13 protein-coding genes are annotated in these 15,414 nt (G+C 63.0%); 8 read left to right on the top strand and 5 right to left on the bottom strand.

From position 1 onward, the window contains the following. The first annotated feature begins 199 nt into the window (after positions 1-199). The 5 genes from CJU94_RS27185 (at position 200) to CJU94_RS27165 (ending at position 9,388) form a co-directional block, all read left to right on the top strand. Positions 200-2,773, top strand: coding sequence for an FHA domain-containing protein (locus CJU94_RS27185; RefSeq protein WP_095421720.1), 2,574 nt, complete (start codon positions 200-202; stop codon positions 2,771-2,773). After that, positions 2,751-4,124, top strand: a complete 1,374-nt coding sequence (locus CJU94_RS27180; protein WP_095421719.1) for a beta-barrel domain-containing protein — start codon at positions 2,751-2,753, stop codon at positions 4,122-4,124. The genes CJU94_RS27185 and CJU94_RS27180 overlap by 23 nt, the downstream gene beginning before the upstream one ends. A 37-nt stretch (positions 4,125-4,161) precedes the next feature. Next, a complete protein-coding gene (locus CJU94_RS27175) occupies positions 4,162-4,914 on the top strand; it encodes a peptidylprolyl isomerase (RefSeq protein WP_095421718.1) in 753 nt (250 codons plus the stop codon). Positions 4,915-4,976: 62 nt separating this feature from the next. Beyond that, on the top strand, positions 4,977-8,033 hold the full coding sequence (locus CJU94_RS27170; RefSeq protein WP_095421717.1) for a peptidase domain-containing ABC transporter: 3,057 nt from the start codon (positions 4,977-4,979) through the stop codon (positions 8,031-8,033). Next, positions 8,033-9,388, top strand: a complete 1,356-nt coding sequence (locus CJU94_RS27165) for a sigma-54 interaction domain-containing protein (RefSeq protein WP_095421716.1) — start codon at positions 8,033-8,035, stop codon at positions 9,386-9,388. The genes CJU94_RS27170 and CJU94_RS27165 overlap by 1 nt, the downstream gene beginning before the upstream one ends. Before the next feature lie 47 nt (positions 9,389-9,435). Here CJU94_RS27165 and CJU94_RS27160 read toward each other — a convergent pair whose 3' ends face one another. Both CJU94_RS27160 and CJU94_RS27155 read right to left on the bottom strand, forming a co-directional pair. Further along, positions 9,436-10,206, bottom strand: a complete 771-nt coding sequence (locus tag CJU94_RS27160; protein WP_095421715.1) for a PP2C family protein-serine/threonine phosphatase — start codon at positions 10,204-10,206, stop codon at positions 9,436-9,438. A 5-nt stretch (positions 10,207-10,211) separates the two neighbouring features. Next, complete coding sequence (locus CJU94_RS27155) at positions 10,212-10,499, bottom strand: hypothetical protein (protein WP_095422818.1); 288 nt, start codon at positions 10,497-10,499, stop codon at positions 10,212-10,214. 468 nt (positions 10,500-10,967) lie between these two features. Here CJU94_RS27155 and CJU94_RS27150 point away from each other — a divergent pair, with 468 nt between their 5' ends. Further along, positions 10,968-11,471, top strand: coding sequence for a lecithin retinol acyltransferase family protein (locus CJU94_RS27150; RefSeq protein ID WP_095421714.1), 504 nt, complete (start codon positions 10,968-10,970; stop codon positions 11,469-11,471). A gap of 44 nt (positions 11,472-11,515) precedes the next feature. Continuing rightward, complete coding sequence (locus CJU94_RS27145) at positions 11,516-11,770, top strand: hypothetical protein (RefSeq protein WP_095421713.1); 255 nt, start codon at positions 11,516-11,518, stop codon at positions 11,768-11,770. A gap of 4 nt (positions 11,771-11,774) precedes the next feature. Here the strand turns inward: CJU94_RS27145 and CJU94_RS27140 are convergent, their stop codons facing one another. Then, positions 11,775-12,653: a LysR family transcriptional regulator gene (locus CJU94_RS27140; RefSeq protein ID WP_095421712.1), complete on the bottom strand. Its 879-nt coding sequence runs from the start codon at positions 12,651-12,653 to the stop codon at positions 11,775-11,777. Between the two features lie 100 nt (positions 12,654-12,753). On the opposite strand from CJU94_RS27140, the gene bla reads away from it, so the two are divergent. Beyond that, positions 12,754-13,689, top strand: coding sequence for a class A beta-lactamase (gene bla, locus CJU94_RS27135; RefSeq protein ID WP_095421711.1), 936 nt, complete (start codon positions 12,754-12,756; stop codon positions 13,687-13,689). Between the two features lie 48 nt (positions 13,690-13,737). Here the strand turns inward: bla and tehA are convergent, their stop codons facing one another. After that, positions 13,738-14,787, bottom strand: coding sequence for a dicarboxylate transporter/tellurite-resistance protein TehA (gene tehA / locus CJU94_RS27130; RefSeq protein WP_095421710.1), 1,050 nt, complete (start codon positions 14,785-14,787; stop codon positions 13,738-13,740). A 273-nt stretch (positions 14,788-15,060) separates the two neighbouring features. After that, the gene (locus CJU94_RS27120) at positions 15,061-15,411 is read right to left on the bottom strand and encodes a response regulator (protein ID WP_095421708.1); all 351 of its coding nucleotides are present in this window, start codon (positions 15,409-15,411) and stop codon (positions 15,061-15,063) included. Positions 15,412-15,414 lie beyond the last annotated feature (3 nt).

Raw genomic sequence — 15,414 nt, 5'->3', positions numbered from 1 at the left:
GTATTTCGGCTGTATCTGATGCACTCGTTGCCTTCATAACCGACGATCGGAAAATTGACACCCGCCATGTGTGACTTACAATCTTTAAGGGGCCGGCCCATGCACGGCTCACTCGAACAATATCTTTTCGCCGTAGTCCTTCGTCCCGTTTCCGCTGCGCTCTCGCCGCCGCGGGTAAACGCTTAGTGATCCAGATAAAATGGCCGCCGGCGAAGCTCCGATTGCTGAGATGCGCGCGACTGAAGACGCCGCGTTCGACGTGGTGTTGTCGCCGGCTGCGTCCGCGCAACGTCCCGCGCTGGATGCGATCCGGATCGTCGACAACCTCTTTGCAATCGGGCGCAGCGAGGCGCCGTTTACCGACTATCCGGCGCAACGGATTGCGCGCCTGTCCCGCCGCCATGCGCGGATTTTCACGGAACATGGCGCGGTCTACGTGGCCGACCTCGGCAGCAAGAACGGCACGACGGTGAACGGCGTCGCGGTGCGGCAAACACCGGCGCGTCTGCGTGCCGGCGACGAACTGTGCTTCGGTGGCGAGCTGTGCTACCGGGTGGGCATCGAGCCTCGCGCGCGTATCGTGGCGGCCGCCAGTTCGTCCGCCGCGCCGGGATTGCTGCTGGTGCCGCAGCGCGACGACCTCGGCCTGCAACCCATCGAGGTGCAGGCCTTTCCGTTTCTCGTCAGCAAAACGGACGAGGTGTTTTCGCGCTACAAGGACCGCTACCCGCACCAGGTCAACTACATTTCGCGGCGTCACGCTCACATCTTTCTGAAGGGCGGCGAACTGTATGTCGAAGATCTCGGCAGCACCAACGGGACATTCGTCGGCGGAAAGCGGCTGGACGAATCCGCGCTGCCGCTCGTAGAGGGAGACCTCGTTGCATTTGGCGGAGATCACTTCGTCTACAGGGTGACGCTGCAGAACCCCCCTGAAGTCGAGCCCACCGTGACCCAGCTATGCCTCAATCCGGCCGCCGCCGAAGCCGCCGATCAGGACAAAACCACGTTCGTCGGCGCCGCGCATTCCTTCCTCGATATCTTTTGCGTCGACCCTGGTGTGCAACGGGAAGACGAAGTCAACGAGGCCGCGCAGCCCACGTCCGCGCATGCGAAACGCGACACGCCGACGGGCATGGAGAAAGGCGCGAACGGAACGAACGGTGCGCATGGCGCCGCCCATGCCGGCGCGGGCAAGCGCAAACCGCAACGTTGGCGCTTGCTCGCTGGCGAACTCGGTAACGCCTTTGCAATCGGCGATCGCACGAGCGTGCGGCGTATCGCGATCTGGGGCGGCGTGGGCGTGGCGGCGCTGGTGGCAATCGCGTCGACACTTTATATGCGCGGTTCGTCGGAGCGCGAGTTGAAGAACCTGCTCGCCAACGGCGATTACAGCAGCGCGGTTACCACGGCAAAGGGCTACCTGGCGAGCCATCCCACGGACACGAAAGTCAGCGCGCTCGCGAGCGAAGCGCTGTTGAAGGCGAAAGTCCCCAACTGGCTGAATGCGCTGGAAAAGGCGCAGTTCGATCAGGCCGACGCGTTGCTCACCGAAATGAAATCGTTGAGTGCAAACAACGCGGATGCCGCGTCATTGATCGGCGAATTACAGTGGGTGGGCGATCTGGAGCGCTTCGTGGCGGGACGCGGCGGCGTGGAGGCGCCGATTCGAATGTACACGGACGAGGGCACGATCGGCAATTTGCTGCGACGCTGGGAAGACGACGCCAAGAGCCACCAGCGCGCGCTCGACCGGATCGCGTCCTACGTCCCCGTGTTCGCCGACCCCTATGCCCTGGCGCTGAGCCATCTGCGCAAGCTGGAAAGCGACGACTCGGTGTATCTCGCCGCCATCGACCGTCTGAATGGGACGATTCGCACCGAGCTGGCGCGCGACAAGCCCGATGCGCTGCCTCCGGTACTCGACGATTACGCGCAGCGCTATCCGCGTCTCGCGGGCATCGACCGGGTGCGCCAGGATCTACGCCAATATACCGACTTGCTGAACGCCGCGCTGGGCCGGCAACTAGCGCCATTGCTCGCGATGCTGAAAACGGCCCATTTCAGCACGCCGCCGTTTCAGGCGCAGTTTCAACAACTGGCGGCCAGCCGTTTGCCGTCACCCGACGTCATTGCGCGCCATGACGCGGTGGCGGAGGCATGGCAGCGCGGCGATGCACAACAGGCGCTGGCCGGTTTGCAGGCCATGCCCGCCGGGCCGTGGTCCGATGTGCTCGCGGCGGAACTGGCGCACAAGAAGGCCTTGCTCGATCAGTACGCGCAATTGCAGAAGACGCGCGGCGATAAAGACTACGACCAACGCCTGCTGTCGTTCTACGCGAGCCTCGTCCCGGCAACGGACGGTTGGTTCCTGCAATCGATTCAGAAAGACGTCGCCGCCTTGCACGACAAAGCGCTGGCGCGTGCCCAAGACCTGCTGTTGCGCGCCCAGACCCTATGGAAACAGTATCGCGCGAGCGGATCGATCGGCGGAACGCAACGTCTCGAAGCGGGAATCTCGCCGGGGTTTCGCAGCGCGGCGCGTCTGCTGTCCGAGGCGCAAACGTCGGCGCAACAGGGCATGCGCATCTACACGCAACTGAAGGCCGATCACCCCGCCGACTTCGACCGTCTGCTCGCCGATATCGAAGCCGAAGCCAACTTGCAGCGCCGTTCGCTGACCGAGTTGCGCATGGTGCTGGATCCGGGACTTCTGAAAGCGAAGCTGGCACTCATCGGAGGCGAGCAGAGTGAAACGCGACAATCACCCTAGACCGTTGTCGGAGGCGCTGGAGGATCACAGTGTCGAAGGCATTGCGATTCTGACGGCGGAACCGGTGCGGCTCGCGCGCGCGCTGATCTGGGCGATGGTCGCGCTCGTCGTGGTCGGTCTGCTGTGGTCGTTCGTGGGACGGGCGGACGTGATCGTCAGCGCGCAAGGCACATTGTCGCCGGAATCGGAGGTGCGCCGGATCTACGCGCCGATCGACGGCGAGCTCGCGGACCTCTATATCGCCGAGGGCCAACCCGTGTCGAAAGGCGACGTGCTGGCGCGGCTGAATGCGCGCGGTGCGATCGAGGCCGCCAGCAACGCGCTGCAAGCGCAACTCAAACTGGAAGACGCCGAGCGCGACTGGAAGCAGTTTCCCGAGAAGAAGGCGCTCATGGAGCGTAAAGCCGCCGCGCTCAAGGCGCAGATGGAAGTGGAAGCACGCCAGCACGAAAATCGCGTCTCCGAAGGCACGACCAAACTCGCGGAAGGGCAGAAGGCCGAACTCGACGAAGCTCGCAGCGTGCTCGACAACGCCCGGCGCACGCGCGAAGCGGCGCGTCAGGAACTGGATCGCTATTCGCGGCTATTCGCGCAACCGGGCGGCGGCGGCATTGCCGAATTGCAGGTGGAGCAGAAGCGCACCGCGGCGATGGAAGCGGATAACGCATACCGGGTCGCGCAATCGAAGCTCGCGGAGCTGGATTTCCGCCTCAGCCACGAATATGCGCAGGCCAATGCGCAACTGGAAACCAGCGGTCAGCAAACCACCGACCTGCAGCTTCAATACGATTCGGCAGTGCGCGACATTACCGACGCGGAAGACAAGTTGCGCCTGCAACTGCAAAGCGCGCGGCTGGTCTCCGAAGCGGCCGCGCGGATTCGCTTCGAGAACATCGACAAGGACAATTTCCTGCTGATTCTCGCGCCGGTCTCGGGCGTCATCACCGACGTGACATCGACCCAGCGCGGCGACAAGATTCAGGCCAACGCGCCGCTCGGGGGCATTGCGCCCAAAGACGCGCGGCCCGTGCTTAAAATCGAAATTGCCGAACACGACCGTGCTTTTCTGCACGAGGGTCTGCCCGTCAAGCTCAAATTCAACGCCTTTCCGTATCAGCGCTATGGGCTGATCAGCGGCACGCTGGCCTATATCTCGCCGGCCACCAAGCCGTCGGCGACGGACAAGCAGCCGGTCTACGAAGGCCGCGTCACGCTCGACAAGGATTACTACCAGATTGCCGACACGCGCTACCCGTTGCGCTACGGCATGACGGCAAGCGCCGAGATCGTGGTGCGTGAGCGCCGCCTGATCGATCTGGGTCTCGATCCGTTCAGGCAGGTGGCGGGTTGACCACGCGGATCCCACATCAATTAAAGGAGCGAACGAGATGACCGCGATAGTACGAATCGACGACGAAGTCGTGGACGTGGCCGAGTTCATTCGTCTTCTGAAATTGACCGGCCAGTTCGAGAGCCTGATCGAGCAGATCGTGCGCGACAAGCTCACGGTGCATGCGGCGAAGAAGCAGGGCTTGACCGTGAGCGCGGATGAAATCCAGGAACGCGCCGATCAATTCCGCCGGGTGCGCGGCTTGCATCGCGCGACGGATATGAATCAGTACCTCGATGCGCTCAACGTCAGTCTCGACGAGTTCGAGGCCTTCATTACCGACGGGCTGTATCAGGAGAAGATGCTCGACGAGATCGGCAATGACGCCGCGATCAAGGACTACTTCGCACTGAATTCGCCGAAGTTCGACGCGATCGAAGTGAGCCACATCGTGCTCGACAGCGAAGGCAAGGCGAAGGAGATGATCTCGTATCTGCACGACGACCCCGACAGTTTCGCCGACATGGCGCGCGAGCACTCCATCGCGGATACGCGCGAGGCCGGCGGCGTGATCGGCAAGGTGTTGCGCGGCTCATTGAAGCCGGACATCGAAGCGAAGATTTTCAATGCGGCAGTGGGCGACCTGCTGGGGCCGTTTCCGTCGGCGGATCGATCGTGCTTCGAGATTTTCGCCGTAACGGCCAAATATCCCGCGACGCTCGACGCCGACGTGGCCTCGGAAGTCAGGCGGCTGCTGCGCGAAAGTTGGCTGATCGCCCGCGCGCAGGAGCACGTGATCGAAGCGCGTTAGCCCGCGCTCGCACGCCGCATTGAAACAACGCCACGACACGCCGATTCGAGGTCCGCAAGCACATGGATGCACCCCAGACCGCGCCCTCCGCAGCCGAGTTTCTCACCTCGGTGGAAATTCTTTCGCCGTTTTCGCGCGATGAGATCGAGCGTCTCGCCGAATATGCGCAAGCGCGCTTCTATTCATTCGGCGAAACGGTTTGCTCCGCGGGTGAGACGGCCGACGGGCTGTACGTGGTTCGCTCGGGTTCAGTGCGGATCTTCACGGAGGAGCACGGCAAGGAAACCAGCATGGGGGTGCGCAAATCGGGCGAAATCTTCGCCGATATCGCGATGTTGCGCGCCTATGTGCATGAAGCGTCGGTGCGGGCGTCGGCGAAAACCGAGTTGCTGTTCATTCCGCGTGCCGCGATCGAACCGGTGATTGCCGGCAATCAGGCCGCGCTGGCGTTCGTTGCCAGTTATGTGGCAATCAACTCAGCGGGCGGGTTCGTCGCGCAGTTGTTCGATCTGCGCGGCAAGCTGAACAAGGCGGAACTCGAGGAGTATGTGCGCAGCGTCGGTGTGAAGCGGGTCGCGGCCGGCAAGGAAATTCTCAAGCAGGACGGACGCGAAGACCGGCGGCTGTATGTGGTGCGCCAGGGGGAAGTGCGCATTGTCCGGCACGAGGAAGGCCATGACTACACGCTCGCGACGCTCGGAGAAGGCGAGATATTCGGCGAGAAAGCGTGTCTGATGCGTCAGGAGCAGATGGCCTCGGTTGTCGCGACGACCGATACACGCCTGTTGGTGATTCCGGAGCGCACGGTCCACTTCATCCTGGAGCGCAATCCCAAGCTGCGCGAAGTGCTCGACGAGCGGATTCGTTACGGCGACCGCGAATTGCAGCGCCAGAAACGTCTCGAACAGCGGCGCAAGCTGCCGCTCATGCTCGATCTGCAGACTAAGCCCGAGTTCGGCGAGAAAGTCATCAAGCGCTTCGCGCTGGTCGAACAGGCCGAAGAAATGGATTGCGGCGCGGCGTGCCTCGCCATGATATGCCGCCACTACAGCATTCCAATGACGCTCGGTAAATTGCGCGAACTCGCCAACGTCACGACCCAAGGCGCGACACTCGACAGTCTCGCGCGCGCGGGTGAATCGCTGGGCTTCACGGCCCGCGGCGTGCAATGCACGTTCGACTCGTTGCGCGGCTTCGATCTGCCGTTCATCGTGCATTGGGAGGGCTACCACTACGTCGTGGTGTACGGGCTCTCCAAAGACTATGTGTGGGTCGCGGACCCGGCGGTCGGCTTCAAGAAGATGACGGTCGAGGACTTCGAGCGCGGTTGGAGCGGCACCTGTCTGCTGTTTGCCGGCGGCCCGAATCTGCTGCAGATGTCTGCCGCGCGTTCGCCGTGGATACGCTTTGTCGGCTATCTCACGCCGTACAAGAAGATTCTCGGTCACCTGTTTCTCGCTACCTTCGTCATTCAGGTGTTAGGCGTAATTCCGCCGCTGATTATCCAGAACATTCTCGACGGCGTGATCGTGCATCAGAATGTCAGCCTGCTGCATCTCCTGATTGGCGGCTTGATCATCGCCAACGTCTTTTCGCAACTGATGTCGTCGATTCGCGCCTATCTCGCGAATTTCATGGTACGCAACATGGACTTCGCGATGATGTCGCAGTTCTTCAAACACACCCTGTCGCTGCCATTTTCGTTCTTCGCCAAGCGCAAGACCGGCGACATTTTCGCGCGTTTCCAGGAGAACCAGACGATCCGCGCTTTCCTGACCGAATCCACTGTTACCACGGCGCTGAATCTGCTGATGGTATTCATCTACTTCACGATCATGTTCGTCTACAACGTGAAGATGACGCTGGTGCTGATCGCGTTCGTCATTCCGATCATGGCGCTGACCGCGATCGCCACGCCGAAGATCAAAGGCTATGCGCGCGAAGTGTTCACGGCGTCGACCGAATCGAAGTCGTTTCTGATGGAAGCGCTTGCCGGGGTGGAGACTATCAAGGGCATGGGGATCGAGCGGCCGGTGCGCTTGCGTTGGGAGAAGAAGTACGCGAAGGCGCTCGAAGTGCAGTATCGCGCGCATGCGTTCAATATTCTCGTGGGACTCGGCAGCCAGTTGCTGAATGCCGCGACGACGATCGCGATTCTCTGGGTCGGCGCGAATCTCGTGTTGGCGCGTGAAATGACGATCGGTCAGTTGATCGCCTTCAACGCGTTCATGGGCAGCGTACTGGGCCCGTTAATGGGCCTCGTCGGCTTGTGGAGCATGCTCAACGACGCGGGCGTGGCGATGGAGCGCCTTGGCGACGTGCTCGATATCGAGCCCGAGCAGAAGCCGCAGGATTTGCCCTCGCGGGTGATGCTGCCCGAACTTCAGGGCGAAATCAGCCTGAGCGGTGTCTATTTCCGCTACGGCGAAAACGATTCGGCGTATGTGCTCGAGAACATCAGCTTCGATATCAAGCCGGGTGAGTTGGTGGCGATCGTGGGGCGCAGCGGATCGGGCAAGACCACGCTCGCCAAATTGCTGGTCGGCTTCTACACGCCGACCGAGGGCAAGATGACGATAGATGGCTACGATCTCGGCGTGGTGGATAAAGCCTATTACCGCGCGCAGATCGGTTATGTGATGCAGAGCAACCTGCTGTTCTCCGGCACGATTGCGGAGAATATCGCTAGCGGCGACGACGCGCCCGATCGGCGCCGCATCGAGGAAGTCGCGAAGATGGCTGACGCGCACGCGTTTATCAGCAAGATGCCGCTCGGCTACGAGCAGATCGTCGGCGAGCGCGGAATCGGCTTGTCCGGCGGGCAGATCCAGCGGCTTTGCATTGCCCGCGCGCTGTATCACGATCCGCGTTTGCTCGTCTTCGACGAAGCGACCTCGGCGCTGGACTCGCAATCGGAAAGCAATATTCTCGGCAATATGCACGACATCCTGAAAGGACGAACGGCGGTGATCATTGCGCACCGGCTCAGCACGATCATGCGCGCGGACAAGATTCTCGTGTTGTACGAAGGGGCGATTGTCGAACAGGGCCGCCACGATGAGCTGATTCAGCGCGGCGGCATGTATTACCAGCTGGTCCAGAAACAGTTGAGCGCGTGATGATGAAAATACTCGACCAGATTGAAGAGGCCAGCCCCGCGATTTCGTATGCGGGCCTGATCGAGCGGATCGAGATTCTGCGCTCGACGTTGCGCTGGTCGTCGCGGCTGGAGCGCGCGGACATCGACAAACTCTTGCGGCAAGCCACCTCGTTACGCGACGAGGTGATGCAACTCTCGCACAAGGAGCGCTTCGTGCAAGCGGCGGTGGCCGCCGAGCCGCAGGAGCGGGTCGATCAATCGCGCGGCGCGCGCCGCAAAGCGCTGCTCGAACGCAGCTTCATTTTCGAAGGGACGTTCGGCGATAATCCGCGGCTGCTCGAATCGCTCGAAATTGCGGAAAAAGCGGCGCCGACTGATTTGCCCGTGCTGATCGACGGCGAAAGCGGCACCGGCAAGGAGCTGATGGCGAAGGTGATTCACGCCAACGGCTCGCGTGCCGACAAGCCGTTCATTTCCGTGAACTGCGGCGCGATTCCCGACAATCTGCTGGAGTCGGAATTGTTCGGGCATCGCAAAGGCGCATTCACGGGGGCTTCGAACGACCGCAAGGGAAAATTCGAAAGCGCGCATACGGGTACCATTTTCCTCGACGAGATCGGCGAGTTGCCGCTAGCCGGCCAGGTGAAGCTGCTGCGTGTGCTGGAAGCGCATGAGATTCAGCGCGTCGGGTCCGATGAGACGATTGCGGTGGACACGCGCATTGTCGCCGCGACCAATCGCAATCTGCGGAAGCTGAGTGAAGAGGGCAAGTTCCGCGAGGACCTGTTCTACCGGCTCAGTGTGATTCATGTCACGCTGCCGCCACTGCGCGAACGGCGCGATGAGATTCCATTGCTGATTGCGTGGTTCGGCGATGAAGCCGCCGGTACGTTGAAGCGCAGGCCCGTGCGGATGACGCCGCGTCTGCGCGACTTTCTGCTGAACTATGCGTATCCGGGCAACATCCGCGAGCTGCGCAACGTGATGTATCGCGTGTCGTGTCTGGCCGGCGATATGGCCGATGTCGATCACTTGCCGCAGGACATGCGGCCGACGGGGCCCGGACCCGCGTCGTCGTTGAACGCGGCGGCCGCAACGGGGCAGGAGCCGATCAGCGTGACCAACCTGATGTCACTGAGCGACGCCAAGCGCGCGGCCAGCGACGACGCCGAAAAAGCGTTTCTCGAGCGTGGCCTTCGCGAAGTGAGCGGCACGGTCGCGGAACTGGCCCGCCGTATCGACATGAACCGTTCGCATCTGCAGATGCTACTGAAGAAGCACGGCCTGCATTCAAAGGACTTCCGCAACCGCAATATGCCTTCCGCTGCCAGGAACGGTGCGGGCGAGCGTGACGAGGAAGGCGACGAGCCTTGAGCCCGCGACTTAAGCCCCGGTAATGCGCCGTCATTGCAACAACAGGCTCAAGGCGCCGGGTTCAGCAGGGTTTTGTCCGATGCATTCGGGTCTTCGGCGCGCACCACCACGGCGGTGATGTTGTCGCGTCCGCCGCGCGCGAGCGCCAGCTCGACGAGTTCTTCAGAAGCGTTCACGCTTGCCGACTTGCTCAGCACGGCCAGCATCTCGTCTTCGCTGACCTCATTGCTCAGGCCGTCGCTGCAGAGAAGGAAAACGTCGCCATCCACAACCTCGATGGCGTCGTCGTCGAGTTCGAGCACGTCGGTTGCGCCGACGGCGCGCGTGATCATATGCTGCGCCGGATGATGCCGCGCTTCCTCCTCGGTGATCACGCCGAGCGACTTGAGCGCCTCAACCTGACTGTGATCGCGCGTGAGTTGCCGCAAACTGCCTTCGCGCAGCAGATACAGCCGGCTGTCGCCGGCCCATACGTAGCCGCAGAAACGGTCGCAGGCGAGCAGCGCAACGACTGTGCTGCCGATACGCTGCACCTGGCGGCGCGCGGCTTCTTCCCGCAGTTGACGATTGGCGCTTTGCAGGCGCGCCCGTGCGTCGGCGACAAACGCCTTCATGCTAACTGGCGAGGTCAGCCGGGCGAGCGCATCGATCACCAGACGGCTCGCCACATCGCCGACCGCGTGACCGCCCATGCCGTCGGCAACGGCCCAGCGTCCGAGTTCGGACTGGTCGAGGCAGGCATCTTCGTTGATTTCGCGGACGCGTCCGGCATCGGAACGCGCGGACGACGTCCAGCGAAATTGGCTCGCACAGGTCACAACGTTTACACCGTATCGTTTCTGCTGCGTGCGTCGGGAGAGACACTGATGTTCGAGTTCGCGCCGGTGTTGCGGACGTCGACCGACTGGAACTGATTGATCATCTGGTTAGCATAGAAGTTGTTGGACACCTCGTACAGATTGACGACGGGTCCAATGCTCGGCGTGTCGCGCACATAAGGCTGAATCCAGCCGTACACCCATGGGGCGCCGCCGCCGCCGCGAATCGCCGTCATCGCTTTGCGGTCTAGCGCGAGGTTCAGCGAGAGGTCGGTTACTGTAATAGAAGCCATGTCGTTCTCCGGTTGGCCGCGTGAAACGCGCGCGGTGACGCGCGGTTTAATTGAATCTGCGCGATACGATGCAAGTGCCATGCCAATTTGCGGACCTTGCGCGCCGTTTTTTCTGACGCCTTGATAGCCGGGCGATTCCGCGCGCCTCGTTTCATCCCGCACGGACGCGGGTTGATTCACAGGTCGGCTGACAGCCAACTAGCGCGCAGCCGGACCGGTGTCGGACCCAACACTTTCCCGTCACCCGCCGCGCGTCGTTATCGGCTTGCCTGCCCCTCGCGCAGCAGCCATGAATGAACGCCGGCCGCCAACACTTCGGCCCGGATTCTGTCGGCTCACAACGCACACTCGTCGCGTCCGTCCCGCTGCAATTTGCCGCAAAGCCCTTTAAATAAAGGCTTTCGCGCGCATGGCCCGGATGATGCGAATAACCTCGCAACAGTGTTGGAAATCGAAGCGAGGCCAGCCATGAACACCAAACTTCTCCCGACGAGCAGCGATAGCAGCGAAGACCGCCGCGACGCCGCGTCCACCATCGACCTGCCGATCGGCGCGCACCTCGTCACGCAACGTCGCGGGTACGAACACCACGGCATCTATGTGGGCAATGGTCGCGTGGTTCATTACGCGGGCTTTGCGAGTTCCGCGCATCGCGGCCCGGTTGAAGAAGTGGAACTGGAACGCTTCGCCGCCGGTCACCCGCTGTCGATCCGCTCCACCCCGTCCGCCCGCTACGTCGGCGACGAAGCCGTGCGCCGCGCACGCTCCCGTCTCGGTGAAAACCACTACCGCCTGCTGACGAACAACTGCGAGCACTTCTGCTCGTGGTGCCTGCTCGGCGAAAGCCGTAGCGAACAGGTGCATTGCTGCCTGCGCCATCCGCGCACCGGCATGCATGCGCTCGTGTGCCTCGTGAAGGCTTTCGTGGAAAGCAGTGCGAAGGGCGCTCAGGGTGCCATGCAGTTGGCGTAACGGGCCATCCGATTTCAGCGATTCAAGCATTCAAGGAGAACATCATGGCTGCCGCGGAAAAGACCTTGCATTGGGCCGTGGACAAATGGCTCGCCCCGACCCCGTCGATGCCCGCGCGCGTCGTGCAGTTTTGCCACCGTGCATCGCAACAGCAACGCTATGTGTGCGTGGAAGCCTTGCGGCCGGGCGGGCTGCTGTCGATCTTCTTCTTCCGTCATGACGACGGCTCGTGGAATGTGTTTCCGCCGCAAGCCGAACGGCCGGCAATGAACGGCCATCGCCGCACGGCGCTTTGCTAGCCGGCTAGTTTGGCGTCTGCCCGGCCGCTTCCTTGACGATCCACTGACTGAACAGCAGCATCGCCGGCGTCATGGGTTTGCCCTTCAACCCTGTGAGCCAGTAACTGCCGGCGTGAACCTCCACCTCGAACGGGCGCACCAGCCGGCCTGTGTTGATCTCGTGATCGAACATCAAGGCGGGCGCGAGCGCGATCCCCGCGCCCTGCATCGCCGCTTCCACCATAAGCCGCGACGAATCGAACACCGGCCCGCGAATCGGCCGTGGCGCAATGCCGGCGGCCGTGAACCAGCTCATCCAGTCGTCAGCGCGATAGGAGCGCAGCAGCGTCTCATTGGCGAGATCCTCCGGCTTCGACAGACGCGCGGCGACTTCAGGCGTGCATAGCAGCGCGAGCGGCGCGTCGAGCAGTTTGGTCGCGAGCGAACCGGGCCATGTGCCGTCGCCGAAACGGATCGCGAAGTCGAGACCTTCGGTGGCGAGATCGACCAGGTTGTTGTTCGTCAGCAGCCGCAGTTCGACAAACGGATGCGCGTCGCGAAACGACTTGAGTCGCGGCATCAGCCATCCCACCGCGAACGTGCCCACTACGCCGACCGTCAGCACTTCGTGAAAGTGGCCGCCTTCGAATTGCTTGAGGACGGCTTCGATGCGATCGAACGCGTCGGTCAGCACCGGACGCAGCGCGAGACCCTCGTCCGTCATGGCAAGACCACGCGGCAGACGCTTGAAGAGCGCGGTGCCGAGCCGCTCCTCCAGGCTTCTGACCTGCTGGCTGACGGCGGCCTGGGTGACGTTCAACTCGAGCGCCGCGCGCGTGAAGCTCAGATGCCGCGCGGACGATTCGAAAGCGCGCAGCGCGTTCAGCGGAAGGTACGGTCTCATCGCGAAGGCATAAGATTTTCTTGTGAGTTGGCTAACTTATCATCGTTTGTCAGCGGCTGGCGGAAAACCGATAGTTGCGCCTTCACACATAGGAGCAGCGATGGTCACAAGACGCAAGTTCGCGGGCGCGATGCTGGGTGTTTCGATAGCTGGAGTTGCAGTTGGCGGAGCCGGCGCGTTCGGCAAGACGATGAAAACGGGGGCGGCGGCGCAGGGGCGCGAACTGGGCAGGGCCGAACCAATCCGGCGGCGGCTTGCTGAAATCGAAGTGGCGAGCGGCGGCCGGCTCGGGGTGTCGATCGTCGATACGATGTCCGGCTTGCACGCCGGTTGGCGGACCGACGAGCGCTTTCCGATGTGCAGCACCTTCAAAGTGCTGGCGGTGGGCGCGGTGCTGGCGCGCACGGACCGCGGCGAGGAAGATTTGCAGCGGCGCGTGGTGTTCTCACAGAACGACGTGGTATCCAATTCGCCGGCCACGAGCAAGCACACCCGCGAGCTGACCGGTCAGGCGGGCATGAGCATCGCTGAACTGTGCAAGGCGGCGATCACGTTGAGCGACAACACGGCGGCCAATCTCTTGCTGGCGACGTTCGGCGGACCGGCGGGGCTGACCGCGTTCGCGCGCGGCCTGGGTGACGGCATCACGCGTCTGGATCGAAACGAGCCGACACTGAACGAAGCCATGCCCGGCGATCCGCGCGACACCACGACGCCCAACGCCATGCTCGGCAATCTGCGCGAACTTCTGCTCGGCGAGCATTTGTCGCCGCCGTCGCGGGCGCAACTGCTGGCGTGGCTCGCGGCGAACGAAACGGGCGGAGCGCGGATTCGCGCCAGGCTGCCAAAGGAGTGGGGCGTGGGCGACAAGACCGGCACTGGCGATCACGGCACCGCCAACGATGTGGCGATCCTCTGGCCACCCGGACGCGGTCCGGTGCTGGTGACCGTGTACCTGACCGAAACGGATGGCAACGCGGCGCGCAGCAATGCGGCGATCGCGAACGTGGGCGCCCTGGTGGTGGCGTCCATCTGAGCGCGGCGCGCATCGGGCTGCCGAATCGGGCCGCGTCAGCGTGGCAGTCTAGCCGGCTCGGGCGATCCGTGAAGCGGCCGGTGCTGGCGATGCGGGCCGGGAACTGACGGCTGGCGTCGCCGCGGCAGTCGCGGTAGTGGCCGTAGTGGCGGCGGGAATGAGCTTGCCCTGCACCAGCAAACCCAGCGTCTTCACCGCCAGGATCGCGATGATCAGATTCGCCGCGACGAACAGAACCGGCGCGGCCCATTCCAGCGGACCCGTCGCGCCTCGTTCGACCATCCGAAGCGCCATTGTCGGCAGAGCGGCCACACCGAAGCTGAAGGCCCAATAGCCCGGGACGAAAGCCTGCTGGCGAATCCACGGCAGCAGACGCAACAGCAGCAGCGCCTGGTACAAGCCATAGCCGAGCAGGACCAGCGCGAACAGGTCGGGCGTGCCGCTGCTCAGGCTCAAATAGGTCACGCCACCCACCACTGGCGGCGCGAGTTGCACGCCGAGCAGCGGGCGCAGTGCTTCGGGCAGCGGTTCATGCACGGCGGCGCGATGCAGGATCAGCGATTCGATTGCAAGCCACGAGAGCAGACCCGCGCCGAAAAAAAGCCCGCCCAATTGATGGAACCCGAAGGCGGCCGCAGCCGTGCCGGCCACGAAGCTCGGCGCCACGGTCGGCAGATAAATGGCAGGCGTCACCAGTTCCGGCTTGCGTCCACCCTGCCAGAGCCTTCCATGCAGATAGACGCCGAGCGCCAGTTGCGCGGCGACGGCCACGCCGAACAGCGCGAGCGCCAACGCGTGCGCATACGGCTCTAGAAGCTGCGCGGCCAGCAGGCTTGAAACGGGCCCGAGCGCCGCAAACGACGATTGCACGGGATGCTTCATTTCCGCGCGGGCTTCGGCGACATGCGTCAGCCACTTTTGCCCGTATACCGCCAGAATGACGAGCCACACGGCGAGCGCGGCTACCGTCGTCAAGGTGCCCACGGCAGCCGGCAGGTGCCAGAGCCTGATCGCGACGCGCCACAAATTGGCAAACGCCAGCGCGCCCACCGCGATTCCGAAGAAAGCAACTGGAATCGCCCCACGATTGCTGTTCATCACCGATCCTCCGAAAGTTGCGTCGCGCTCCGATGTTCCGGCTTCGCGCGATCGATGACGTACTGTAAAAGGCAGCGGCAAAACGCAGAACGCTGGACGCGCTCAACAAATGGCGCGGTCGTCTCAAGATGCCTGGAGCGGCGTTGGCGGGGCGGTCCTGGCCGCGTTGCATAGGGCATGGGGTGTGGATCCGGCGTTTCGCGCGGAGGAGAAGGAGGGGGCGGGCGCGCTCGCAGACGGCGCGTCGGCCCGCCGGGCCGGCAGTCCGGCGCTTTATGCGGCCATGCGCTGAAGCATCGCCAGTAACGTGTCGAAGGAGAGCGGCTTGCGCGCGTAGGCGATCGTGGGGTTCGGCTGCAGGGGTATATCCGCCGCCGCGCTGCACAGAATGATCGGAATGGCGCGCAGATCGGGATCGGCGTTGAGCGCCGCGCACAATTGCAGCCCGGACATGACCGGCATCATGCAGTCCGACAAGATGATGTCGGGCCGGGTCTTGCCTATCTGTTCGAGCGCGGCCGCCCCGTTCGACGCGACCAGCACGGTATAGCCGTGCCGCTCCAGCAACAGTCGCCAGACCGTGAGGATGTCGAACTCGTCGTCCACGACCAGAATGGTTTTCATGGG

Source organism: Paraburkholderia aromaticivorans (genome assembly GCF_002278075.1).
GTDB classification, from domain to species: Bacteria; Pseudomonadota; Gammaproteobacteria; order Burkholderiales; family Burkholderiaceae; genus Paraburkholderia; species Paraburkholderia aromaticivorans.
Note: the sequence above shows the minus strand (reverse complement) of the source record. Positions and strands in the feature narration are given on the sequence as shown.

What these genes read in the sequence shown, in the direction of transcription:
- CJU94_RS27185 (WP_095421720.1), top strand. Translation starts at nt 200, where the DNA reads ATGGCCGCCGGCGAAGCTCCGATTGCTGAGATGCGCGCGACTGAAGAC.
- CJU94_RS27175 (WP_095421718.1), top strand. Translation starts at nt 4,162, where the DNA reads ATGACCGCGATAGTACGAATCGACGACGAAGTCGTGGACGTGGCCGAG.
- CJU94_RS27170 (WP_095421717.1), top strand. Translation starts at nt 4,977, where the DNA reads ATGGATGCACCCCAGACCGCGCCCTCCGCAGCCGAGTTTCTCACCTCG.
- CJU94_RS27165 (WP_095421716.1), top strand. Translation starts at nt 8,033, where the DNA reads ATGATGAAAATACTCGACCAGATTGAAGAGGCCAGCCCCGCGATTTCG.
- CJU94_RS27155 (WP_095422818.1), bottom strand. Translation starts at nt 10,499, where the DNA reads ATGGCTTCTATTACAGTAACCGACCTCTCGCTGAACCTCGCGCTAGAC.
- CJU94_RS27150 (WP_095421714.1), top strand. Translation starts at nt 10,968, where the DNA reads ATGAACACCAAACTTCTCCCGACGAGCAGCGATAGCAGCGAAGACCGC.
- CJU94_RS27145 (WP_095421713.1), top strand. Translation starts at nt 11,516, where the DNA reads ATGGCTGCCGCGGAAAAGACCTTGCATTGGGCCGTGGACAAATGGCTC.
- CJU94_RS27140 (WP_095421712.1), bottom strand. Translation starts at nt 12,653, where the DNA reads ATGAGACCGTACCTTCCGCTGAACGCGCTGCGCGCTTTCGAATCGTCC.
- bla (WP_095421711.1), top strand. Translation starts at nt 12,754, where the DNA reads ATGGTCACAAGACGCAAGTTCGCGGGCGCGATGCTGGGTGTTTCGATA.
- tehA (WP_095421710.1), bottom strand. Translation starts at nt 14,787, where the DNA reads ATGAACAGCAATCGTGGGGCGATTCCAGTTGCTTTCTTCGGAATCGCG.
- CJU94_RS27120 (WP_095421708.1), bottom strand. Translation starts at nt 15,411, where the DNA reads ATGAAAACCATTCTGGTCGTGGACGACGAGTTCGACATCCTCACGGTC.